This window comes from Novipirellula caenicola, assembly GCF_039545035.1.
Classification (GTDB): Bacteria; Planctomycetota; Planctomycetia; order Pirellulales; family Pirellulaceae; genus Novipirellula; species Novipirellula caenicola.
On the sequence record NZ_BAABRO010000040.1, the window covers coordinates 1 to 11,665 of the forward strand.

6 protein-coding genes are annotated in these 11,665 nt (G+C 59.0%); 3 read left to right on the forward strand and 3 right to left on the reverse strand.

Annotated elements, in window-relative coordinates:
• Nucleotides 1-463: 463 nt before the first annotated feature.
• Complete coding sequence (locus ABEA92_RS30775; RefSeq protein ID WP_345689622.1) at nt 464-2,707, reverse strand: sigma 54-interacting transcriptional regulator; 2,244 nt, start codon at nt 2,705-2,707, stop codon at nt 464-466.
• A 351-nt stretch (nt 2,708-3,058) separates the two neighbouring features.
• Between ABEA92_RS30775 and ABEA92_RS30780 the strand changes: the two genes are divergently transcribed.
• The gene (locus ABEA92_RS30780; protein WP_345689624.1) at nt 3,059-4,423 is read left to right on the forward strand and encodes a DUF1598 domain-containing protein; all 1,365 of its coding nucleotides are present in this window, start codon (nt 3,059-3,061) and stop codon (nt 4,421-4,423) included.
• 2,196 nt (nt 4,424-6,619) lie between these two features.
• On the opposite strand, the gene ABEA92_RS30785 is transcribed toward ABEA92_RS30780, so the two are convergent.
• Together ABEA92_RS30785 and larC are read right to left on the reverse strand one after the other, a co-directional pair.
• Nucleotides 6,620-8,194 (reverse strand): prenyltransferase/squalene oxidase repeat-containing protein, encoded by a 1,575-nt coding sequence (locus ABEA92_RS30785; RefSeq protein WP_345689626.1) that lies wholly within the window; start codon nt 8,192-8,194, stop codon nt 6,620-6,622.
• Between the two features lie 521 nt (nt 8,195-8,715).
• Nucleotides 8,716-9,945: a nickel pincer cofactor biosynthesis protein LarC gene (gene larC / locus ABEA92_RS30790; protein ID WP_345689628.1), complete on the reverse strand. Its 1,230-nt coding sequence runs from the start codon at nt 9,943-9,945 to the stop codon at nt 8,716-8,718.
• 283 nt (nt 9,946-10,228) lie between these two features.
• Here larC and ykgO point away from each other — a divergent pair, with 283 nt between their 5' ends.
• Together ykgO and bshB1 are read left to right on the forward strand one after the other, a co-directional pair.
• A complete protein-coding gene (gene ykgO, locus ABEA92_RS30795; RefSeq protein WP_040763550.1) occupies nt 10,229-10,381 on the forward strand; it encodes a type B 50S ribosomal protein L36 in 153 nt (50 codons plus the stop codon).
• Nucleotides 10,382-10,618: 237 nt separating this feature from the next.
• Nucleotides 10,619-11,356, forward strand: a complete 738-nt coding sequence (gene bshB1, locus ABEA92_RS30800; RefSeq protein ID WP_345689630.1) for a bacillithiol biosynthesis deacetylase BshB1 — start codon at nt 10,619-10,621, stop codon at nt 11,354-11,356.
• Nucleotides 11,357-11,665: the final 309 nt, after the last annotated feature.

Consider the following 11,665-nt stretch of genomic DNA (forward strand, 5'->3'; position numbering starts at 1 on the left):
ACAGAACGACGCTGACACAGGAGCCCCCCTGCGTCCTTCAGTACTGCGCATCGGGGGCTTCCATCGAATCAAAATTTAACTTTTTGATAAGCGGCTATTGCCGAATTCTAACACGGTCGCTCCCAGCGGGAGGGTGAAGCCGATTTCACCTCCCCGCTGGGGAGGTCAGAGTCGGCGGTAGCCGGCTCTGGGTGGGGATCGCAGTGTTAGAAATAGACGGTGCCAACATGGTTTCACCAGCCCTCCCCGACCGCTACGCGGTCGACCCTCCCGGAGGGAGGGTAAAGCCGATTTCACCTCCCCTTTGGGGAGGTCAGAGTCGGCGGTAGCCGGCTCTGGGTGGGGCTCGTTGTGTTAGAAATTGACCGTGCCAACATGGTTTCACCAGCCCTCCCCGACCGCATCCTGCGGCCGACCCTCCGGGAGGGAGAGTAAATTGCGAGCCCCCTCTGCCGCGGATCGGTTACGTGGAGGGATCTTGGGCGGCGAAGCGTTTGAGTTTGCGGTCGAGCGTGCTGCGTTCGATTCCCAGCATCGCGGCGGCACGACTTTTGTTGCCGTCGGTGTGACGCAAGACGCGTTCGATGTGCTGTTGCTCGAGCTCGGCCAACGTCATCTCCACTGCCGTCTCGCTGCTTGCCGAACTCGTTCGGCCTACGTTGCCGGTCGGCGAGAGAGCGAGGTCGGTTTCCTCGATCACGTTCTTTTGGTTTAGTACGACGGCGCGTTCGATCACGTTTCGCAATTCGCGAATGTTCCCGGGCCAATGATACTCAAGCAAGCGTTTCTGGGCCGCTTCGCTGATCGTTTCGATCCGGCGACCCATTTCACGGTTGAATCGATCAAGGAAAAACTGAGCTAACAACAAACAATCACGTTGGCGTTGTCGCAGCGGTGGGACGACAATCTCGACCACGTGCAGTCGGTAATACAAATCTTGGCGGAATTTGCCTTCGCCCACCATCGTTTGCAGATCGCGATTGGTGGCGGCAACGACGCGAACATCGACTCGGATCGGCTCGTGTCCTCCGACGCGTTCAAACGGATGTCCCTCGAGCACTCGCAGCAATTTGGCTTGCAGTTCGGCATTCATCTCGCCAATTTCATCCAACATCAACGTGCCGCCATCGGCCATCTCGAACTTGCCCCGCTTCCGCTCGGTCGCACCGGTAAAGGCGCCCTTTTCATGACCAAACAGTTCGCTTTCAAGCAGCGTTTCGCTCAGCGCGGCACAGTTCAAACAGACCATCGGCCCTTCGCGGCGATTTGATGCGTGATGGAGTGCCGCGGCGACCAATTCCTTGCCCACGCCGGATTCGCCACGCACCAAAACGGTGGCATGAGTCGGAGCGGCCAACTTGATTTTTTCGATCACGGTTCGAATCGCTTCGCTTTTTCCCACGATGCGAACTTTGTCGCCAAGCTGTTCTTGCAACAACTCGGCCTTGCGGCGGCTGAGATGCAGCGATTTAGCCAACCGCCGTTGGTCGGCAAGCCGCGAGATCGATTCGGCAAGGATTTCCGCCACCGCGACAACGACTTGTAAATCGTCGCTGCCAAACGGGCGAATTCCTGCAGCGGTGGTCATGTGAATCATGCCAAGGAACCGATCGCGATGGTCGCGGATCGGAGCCAGGATGATGCTTTCGACCTCGATCTCGCCGCGGCTGTTCTGCGTCGCTAATTGATCGTCACCGACGATATTGCGAGCCAGCAACGCGTGCCCGTTTTCGCCGACAAGGTTCTGCAGCAATGCGTCGGGCGGTCGACGATAACTGCGGTCACCACTTTGCCGCGTCGCGACCAACGGGACTTCGGAAATCGAACTGGGCGGCGTCGATCGTTCGCTGAGATAAACCCCGGCAGTGTCAAATTTCAAGCTGCCCACCAAATCGTCCAAACACGCAGCGATGGCCGCTTCGGCGTCCTCAAGCCGAGCCAGGGTGAAGGCTAATTTCAGCAGTCGGCTGCGAACCCCTGGTGAATCGTCGCCGGCCGCGGTTGGCTCGGTCGCCGTTTTGCTTTCTGCCGATCGTGAATCCGATGTCGAGACGCGTCCGTGCAGATAATCGCTGTGGCGTCGTCGATCGGTGATCGCATCGGCGCTCATCTCCATTGTCAATTGGTCGTCGGTGGCTTGCGAGGCCGCGTCGTCATCATCGCTGCTCCGTTCGCTGCCGCCGGTATGGATGGTGTGAGTGAACTGGATCGCATACCCGGCGATTTCGATCTTGTCGCCATCGCGAAGCGGGTGCGGTTCGCTGATCTCGCTGCCGCCGACGAAGGTGCCATTGCGGCTGCCGAGGTCCTCGATCATCCACGCTCCGGTCGCCGCGGCCGTGACCGTGGCTCCAGGCGATTCGGGCGATCCGGGCGATTCAGGCGGCGAAGCGGCCGCAGTATTGGTTTGAGCCGCAGCGTCGGGACGAGCCGAGGCATTCGGCTGATTCGGGGCGGACCAATAGATTCGCGCATGCTGGCGGCTGGCTTGATGGCTGCGGATGACGATTTGGTTAGACGAGGCCCGTCCCAGGAAGGCTTCGGCTGGGGGGGCCAGCCGAAATACGTCACTCCAGCGGCCCGCCGATTGCAGAACCAAGTAGGCACCAGGATGGCGGGGGGCCGGTTTTTCACCCACCGGGTTTGTCGAGGATGTCGTCTGCGGGGCGTCGGTATTCAAGCGAATCCACTGCGAAGGAGAAGCCAAGGAAATGGAAAAGACCGTCAGGGTTCGATTATGATGATTATGAACGTCGTGACGGAGTTTGAAGCGGCTCGAGCGGCAGGGCGTCCGCGTGGGGTACATGCCGCAGTGGCATTTTAGCGGAGAAACCGTCCTTTTGTGCGTACACAGTGACAGGACTTCTGTTGCGATATGGATTTTTCGCAAGTATCCTGTGTATCGGTCACTTGTCTGATCGCGTTGCCGTCCTTTGAGGATTGCCGCTGCGAATCTGTAGTCCAAGGCACCTATTCTAAGCTACGAACCTTCTACGCCACGAACCATCCCCGCTCAAAAACGCAATCCGTTGTGCGGGATACCTCGGAGATCCACTCGATGGAATTCGGTCCACAACGTCTGTTTCGCTTTACTGCGTCCGTCATCGCGGTCCTCTGCATGTCCACCTCGTTGCAGGCAGGGATCAGTGGCCTAAATAACCGAGCGGTGGGGGGAGTGTTGATTGACGCCGAAGGCATTGTCCGCAACGCGACGATTGCCGAGCAGCAACAACTCTCCAATGCAGCTCGTGCGGCACTGAAGCAAGCCAAAGGCGAGATGAACCAGGCGACCGAGATGCGAATGATCTCGTTAGCGAAATTGCAAAAACACCTGCAGGCGACTCGTGAAGCGGGCGAACCAATCTCGAGCGACGTCGAATTCTTAGCGGGACTGCAACGCATCGAGTATGTGTTTGTCGACCCCGACAACAACGACATCGTGATCGCAGGGCCTGCTGAACCTTGGCAAATGCTCGAGGACGGCAGCGTCGTGGGAACCGAGTCGGGCAAATCGACCATGCGATTGGCTGATTTGATCGTCGCGTTTCGCACCGTCGAAACCGCTCGCCGTGCCGGCATCAGTTGTTCGATTGAACCGACTGCCGAAGGTCGCCAGCGACTGCAAAACCTGCTTCGCAACGTCAAGCTTCGTCCTGGGCAAAACCCTGCGATCTACGAATCGGCGATGAAGCAAGCGTTTGGCCCGCAAATGATCAAATTGACCGGGGTGCCGCAAGACAGCCGTTATGCACGAATCTTGGTCGCCGCCGACTTTGAAATGAAACGAGTCGCGATGGAGTTGGCTCCGTCGAACGTCAATGGGTTGCCCAGTTACCTGCAAATGTCCAAGAACAGCCGTCACAGCTCGGCTCAGAACCCACGCTGGTGGATGGCTTGCAACTACGACACGATGACCAAGAGCGAAGACGCGTTGGCTTGGAAATTGTCAGGCCAAGGCGTGAAGACGCTGACCGATCAAGACTTGGTCCAGGCGGACGGCAACGTCCAAGCGACCGGCCGAGTCGACAAGGTCGCTCAAGCGTGGGCCGAAACGATGACGCAAAAGTATCCCGAATTGGCCAAGCGGATCCACGTGTTTGGCGACTTGCAAAACATCATGGACATGACGATTGTGGCGACGTTGATCAGCCAAGAGCGGCTCGATCACAAAGCCGGTATCGATCTGTCGCTGCTGAAGCAAGAGAACGAAGCGGTGGAGTTGACTTCGTATGCCGTGCCGAAAGCCTTGAATCCGCAGTGCAGCTTTGTGCGAGGCCGCAGTGGTTGGGTGGTGACCGCATCGGGAGGCGTCGATATCGACGCATTCTCGGTCGTCGAAAAGCAGGCCGTCGATCCAGCTGTCGCCGCAAAACGAACCGAGTCCCTTGCATCGGCCAAAGATCGTTGGTGGTGGAACCGCTAAACGCACCGCAACAATACTGAAACATAAAGAAACGCCCCTTCGGTCGACGGAAGGGGCGTTTTTTCGTAGGTGTGTTAGCGCCGCCGACGCGGCGACAGCGATGTTCTCTGCCACCTCTCCCCAGCTTCGCTCGGGCGAGGTGACTTGCGGCATGTCACCTCTCCCAAACAAAGTTTGGGAGAGGTCGAGCAGAGCCTCCGGCGATTGCTCGGGTGAGGGCCGTCCGCGCAATCCGCACCGAACGCCGCCTCGTGTGCACACCGCGGCCCTCACCCGAACGAGGCCTAAAGGGCCCGTTCGACCTCTCCCCAGCTCCGCTCGGGAGAGGTGTTGCGGCGTGTCACCTCTCCCAAACGCAGTTTGGGAGAGGTCGAGCAGAGCCTTCAGCGATGCTCGGGTGAGGGCCGACCGAGCAATCCCCACCGAACGCCGCCTCGTGTTTGCGCGGTCGGCCCTCACCCGGACGAAGCCTATAGGGCTCGTCCGACCTCTCCCCAGCTTCGCTCGGGAGAGGTGGCTTGTGACGCATCACCTCGCCGTCAAACCTTGCGCTGGCGAGGGGCTTGCCGCGTGTCACCTCTCCCAAACAAGGTTTGGGAGAGGTCGAGCAGAGCCTTCAGCGATGCTCGGGTGAGGGCGTCCGCGCAATCCGCACCAAACGCCGTCTCGTGTTTGCGCGGTCGACCCTCACCCGAACGAGGCCTAAAGCGCCCGTTCGACCTCTCCCCAGCTGCGCTCGGGAGAGGTGGCTTGTGTCGAATCACCTCGCTGTCAAACCTTGCGCAGGCAAGGTGGCTTGTGACGTGTCACCTCTCCCAAACAAGGTTTGGGAGAGGTCGAGCAGAGCCTCCGGCGATTGCTCGGGTGAGGGCCGTCCGAGCAATCCGCACCGAACGCCGCCTCGTGTATGCACACCGCGGCCCTCACCCGGACGAAGCCTATAGGGCTCGTCCGACCTCTCCCCAGCTGCGCTCGGGAGAGGTGACTTGTGTCGCATCACCTCGCTGTCAAACCTTGCGCAGGCAAGGGGCTTGAGTCGTGTCACCTCTCCCAAACAAGGTTTGGGAGAGGTCGAGCAGCGCCTTCAGCGATTGCTCGGGTGAGGGCTGTCCGCGCAATCCACAGCGAACGTCGTCTCGTGTTTGCGCGGTCGACCCTCACCCGAACGAGGCCTAAGGGGCCCGTTCGACCTCTCCCCAGCTTCGCTCGGGAGAGGTGACTTGTGTCGCATCATCTCGCTGTAAAACCTTGCGCAGGCGAGGTGACTTGCGGCGTGTCACCTCTCCCAAACAAAGTTTGGGAGCGGTCGAGCAGAGCCTCCTGCGATTGCTCGGGTGAGGGCATCCGAGCAATCCGCGCCGCACGCCGCCTCCTGTGTGCTCAACGCGGCCCTCACCCGGACGAAGCCTATAGGGCTCGTCCGACCTCTCCCCAGCTGCGCTCGGGAGAGGTGACTTGTGTCGTGTCACCTCGCTGCCAAACCTTGCGCAGGCGAGGTGGATTGAGTCGTGTCACCTCTCCCAAACAAGGTTTGGGAGAGGTCGAGCAGAGCCTCCGGCGATTGCTCGGGTGAGGGCTGTCCGCGCAATCCACAGCAAACGTCGTCTCGTGTTTGCGCGGTCGACCCTCACCCGAACGAGGCCTAAGGGGCCCGTTCGACCTCTCCCCAGCTGCGCTCGGGAGAGGTGACTTGTATCGTGTCACCTCGCTGCCAAACCTTGCGCAGGCGAGGGGCTTGCAGCGTGGCACCTCTCCCAAACAAAGTTTGGGAGAGGTCGAGCAGAGCCTCCGGCGATTGCTCGGGTGAGGGCGGTCCGAGCAATCCACACCGCACGCCGCCTCATGTGTGCTCAACGCGGCCCTCACCCGAACGAGGCCTAAAGCGCCCGTCCGACCTCTCCCCAGCTGCGCTCAGGCGAGGTGGCTTGTGTCGCATCACCTCGCTGTCAAACCTTGCGCAGGCAAGGGGCTTGCAGCATTTCACCTCGCCTAAACAAAGTTTGGGAGAGGTCGAGCAGAGCCTCCGGCAATTGCTCGGGTGAGGGCCGTCCGCGCAATCCACACCGAACGTCGTCTCGTGTTTCAGGCTTGATGCTGCCGCTGCTCTGCAGCTGAGAAAAAACAAACCTCGGGCGTCAGCCCGAGGACCGGGGTAGCCAGACGCGCGGCCGATAGCTGTAAAGCTCGGAAATCGACTTATAGAGGAAAGTCGTCTTCGGCGGCGCTGTCGGCGTACAGCGGCATGTGACGGTAATAGACTTCCAACATCATCGTGGCGAACGAGGTCGAGGCTAAACGGCCGCCGTCTTTCGGACCGTGGCCGCCCTTGGGGAAGTGCCAGCTGCCTTTTGCACCGCCATCTTGAGCTTGCGTTTCCACCAACCAGTCACGCATCTCGTTGTTGAACTTGTCCCAGTCCGCGCCGCCGAATTGACGCAGCACTTGTGCGGCGTAGTAGTCGTAATAGATCTGGTCCTTGCGGAAACCGATCTTGGCGACCTGTTTCACTCCCTCGACGATCCGAGGATCGGTCTTTGCCCATCCGGTATACATCCGGCACAAGATGCCTACCGCGGTACAGGCCGGTCGAATTTTGGCCGAGGGGCTGGCGTAACCGTAGGTCGCTCCGTTATTGGATTGAACCTTGTCCAAGAACAACACCGAGCCTTGCACGGTCGTCTGCGGCACGATCAGGTGTCCCATGTGAGCACTTTTCAGCGCCATCACTTGCCAACCCACCACTGACGTGTCACCGCCGTCGGGTTGTTGCGGTCGATAACGCCACCCTCCATCGCGACACTGAGCGTAGACGATAAAGTTGACAGCGGCCTGGGCGGGCACGGCCAATTCGGGGTCACCGGTCATTGCATAGGCTTCACACAATGCGATCGCCGCCAAGCCGTGCGAATACATCCCGTTGCCCGAGCTCTCGGTCAGATCCAATACGGGCATGCCGTTCTTTTTGCCAAGTTTCCCGTTGCTGATCAGGAATTTCAGCCCGCGATACACGTTCTCGCGAAACTCACCAGATTTATGCGTTTGCCCGGCCCCCATAAACGGCAGCAGCGCCATTGCGGTAGCGGCGTTGACGGCTCCGGCACGCTTCGCCTCGCCGGGATCACCACAACGATTGTTGCAGGCGACGTTGTGCTGGAACGACCAACCGCCGTTGGGGAATTGATGTCGCGAGAACCATTTTAGTGCTTCGGTGACGGCCGCTTCGCTACTGGCACTGCCGCCGTAGTCACGCAGCAGTTTCTTTTTCATGTCCGCACTGCGGCTGCTGAGCGGGGCGCCGGAGACTGACGACAGCGTTTGTAGTGACGTTGCGGCCGGGGCCATGTCCGAAACCATTTCGCCCATGTCGATCGCGACTTCGGCCAATTCAATCGACTCAACCGCCGTGGTCGGCTCAGGCATCTCGATTTGTTCGCTGGTGTCGACCGTCGTTTCGGTGATCTCTTCCATTTCGGCCACCTCGCCCGGATCGAGTTGCTCGATCGCAAACTCTTCCATTTCCGGGCCGTCTTCGGCGGTGGCTGAAGCCGACAAAACGTTGACCACCTTGACCGGGTCGCCGATGGAAACCAATCCCAGGACCAACAGGATGATCACGTGGACAAATGTGCTGACCGCCCAAGCGGGCATGGCGCTGAAGATCAAAAATCGCCGTCTCGGATTCGGCTCGTCATACGTATCGTCTTCAACCATCGCATTAGCGACGAGTGGATCTGGATGATGCAGCTGATCTGGATCGGTGACAGATGCCATGGAAATCGCGTTCCCTACGTTTCAGTTGACTGACATATAATTGCGGAATCAGGCCGGACGATGACGATGCGGCAGAGAGGTTGGAATCGCATACAAACGAGGAGCGATCCTCTTTTAGTATACGCAAAACAAGGGGAGCCATCTGACCATCCCGCCTAGTTTAATTGCAGGATTGCCAACGTCTGCAACTTCATCCTGCCCTGCGTCAAGAATAACCCAAGGGGGCCGAATGTACTCACAAATACAACCGTTGTGCGGTAGGTCAAAGCCAACCTGAACGTTGTGCAGGTCATTGCGGGTGGTGGTGATCGCTCTTCAGGAGGGGGTGGGGCGGCCCAGTGCCAGCTACTTTGGTAGCGGTGCGGCGCGGGACCCGTCCGGTTGCAGCGAGTGAAACGTTCGAATTAGACCGGGCGGCTTGTTCGACGGGGCGGCATGCGCCGCACCGCTACAGACGCGACCCGTGACAGCTCGATTTACGTTTTGGCGAATGCATCCGCGGCGCTCGCGGCGGTCGTCGTTTACGATTTATTGTTTTTCCATGCGGATTGGGCGGCGGCGCGAACTTGGTTCACGTCGACCGAGTGCTGTTTTGCCATCGCGACGGCGTCGTCGTCTTCGACCGCAAACCGCTCGCTGCCGCCGGGGACAATCACCACCTTGCCGCGAACCGCACCGAACTCGGTCGAGACGGTTTCGCTGCGGCGGACCAATTTGCGGCGGTTGGATGTGTGACGGCGAATCCCGATCGACGAGGTATGAGTGAATAGAATCGATTCGAGCTGGGCGACGTGTTCAGCGTCACAAACGGTCGTCAAAACAACTCCCAACCGTCCTTTTTTCATCACGCATGGGGTTTGAAAGACGTCCAGTGCTCCGGCATCGAACAAACGATCGGCGCAAAAAGCCAGCGATTGCGGCGATGCGTCGTCGATGTTCGTTTCTAGCACGACCACTTGATCGGTTTCCAGCGGGTAGTCGCGTGCGGTTTCTTGCGATGACGCGGTCTGCCCCGTCCGCTCGCCCAGCATGACCTTCAAAATGTTGGCCTGGGCCTCCAGGTCTTTCGTTCCGGCCCCGTAGCCCACGGCGATCGTGCTCATCGACGGGATCGAGCCAAAGCGAGTCGCGGTCGCTTTCAATATCGCCGCTCCAGTCGGAGTCGTCAGCTCGGCCTGCACGTCGGACGTCGCGATCGGGATCCCTTTGAGCAACTCGGCGGTCGCGGGAGCGGGAATCGCGACCCGGCCATGCGCGATCGTGATTGTTCCCGAGCCCGTGGGGACGGGCGATGCCTCGACCGAATCAATCCCCAGCTGGGTCATCGCCACGGCGGTGCCGACGATATCGGCGATCGAATCGATCGCTCCGACCTCGTGAAAGTGGACCTTTTCGATCGTCGAACCATGCACTTTCGCTTCGGCTTTGGCCAATTCCAGAAAAATTTTGTGGGCCAACTGTTTGGCTTCGGGGGCGATGGCATCGGCACGATCGATCATTTCGGTGATGTGATGCAAATGCCGATGGGCGTGTTCCGGAGGATGCGCGATGTCGACTTTGATCGCGCGAAAGCCCTTTTTTTTGACCGTTTCCGACTGAATCGTGATTTCGCCAAGCCCCATCGATCGAACGGCGGATTGGATCGTATTTGCGTCAAGTTCACCGGTTTGGGCACCGATATCGATCAGAGCTCCCAGCGTCATGTCGCCGCTGATTCCACTGAGACAGTCAAAATAGGCGATTTTGGTCATCGAGGTTCCGGTTCCGATCGAGGGGCTAAATGGCGAGAATTTTTGGGAAAAGCGGCTGAGGATGCCGCGCCGAAACGGCTGCGAGGGGGGATCGCAGCGGCGTGAGGCAAGAGGATAGTGGAAAGAACCTGGTTTGTCGTCTTGGGATCCGCTCGGTTTGCCGTTGAAGGAAAAAGAGAAAACGGTATACTCCGCCCTCGCTAACGTAGAAAAATCGCTCCAGCAGCCTGCTGTGCAGCGTGCAAATGTAAAAATATACGAAACGTCCGACGAGATCGATCCGATGAAAGTTGTCAGCAGTATCGGCGCCCTAAAGTACCGCCACCCCGATTGCCAAGTGGTCAAACGCCGCGGCCGAATTTATGTGATTTGCAAAAGCAATCCTAAGTTCAAGGTCCGCCAAGGCGGTGCCAAGGTGAAAAAGGCTCGTCGCTAAACGCGTTTTGGCGTCTGCACGCATTCAATGCGCTGCCACGATCATGCAAAAGAACGACCGGATCGATTCCGGTCGTTTTTGCATGCGCGTTGGTCGCTGACGCGTTGCTTGGCCGATTTACGCATTGCTTAGTCGATCCGTGTGACAGCGTTTGGGGCACCGTGATGGTCGTTTCCCAGCGTTCCTTCACAACCCCACGGTCAACCTTCTACCTTCAAACCCCATCAGTGCATAACGATGACGGTCGTCCTGACGGAAGCTCCCGCAGACCTCGGACCCACCGATCCACTGGATATGTTGGTCGTCGCTCCCCATCCCGATGATGCCGAATTGGGCATGGGAGGGACGATTGCGAAGATGATTTCGCTGGGATGGCGTGTCGGTGTCCTGGATTTGACTACTGGCGAGCCGACGCCACACGGCAGCGAGTCGTTGCGACGCAGCGAAACGAACCGAGCATCCGAAGCGTTGAATTTGACTTGGCGAGGCAATGCGGGGCTGGAAAATCGTCGGCTTTTGCACACGTTAGAGACCCGCGAGGTCGTCGCCAGCTATTTTCGCGTGCTGAGACCCAAATGGGTGTTCGCTCCCTATTGGCAGGACGCTCATCCGGACCATGTTGCTGCCACCGATTTGATCGAAGCGGCACGCTTTTGGGCCAAATTGAGCAAAACGGAGATGCCAGGCGAGCCGTTTCACCCCGAACGTGTCTTCTATTACTACTGTATCCATCTGCGATTGGCGGTTCAGCCCAGCTGGATCGTTGACATCAGTGACCACTGGGATGCGAAACTCGCTTCGATTGCGGCATACGAAAGTCAATTCATTACGGGCCGAGACACAGAGCCGCCGACGATCTTGGATCGGCTGCGTGACGAGGCGTCCAATTGGGGGCGATTGATCAATCGTCGCTACGGCGAACCCTTCGCGACCAAGGAACCGCTGGGGCTGAGCTCGCTGGAAAGCGTTCTGTAGACGCCCGATCAGGGCAACGTTTCGTAGCTACCTTCGCCAGAAGGTGGTGAATCCTAGAGGCCTCCGACATCCACGCTCTGGCGAGTCCTCATTCCGCTTCGCGGCACCCTAAATAATGAAAACGGCGGTTAGTGTATAATTTACGATGGCTGACGTGTGAGTTGGGTCGCAGATCGTGCTCTACTGGCGTCTAGAGCCCGTTGGCGAGTCTGATCCGGACGGTTGCTGCGAACCCTCAATTGTTGCCCGGACGGTTTGGCTGGTACAACCCGTCCGGAGTACGCGGAGCAGCTTGGTCGCTTTCGCTCC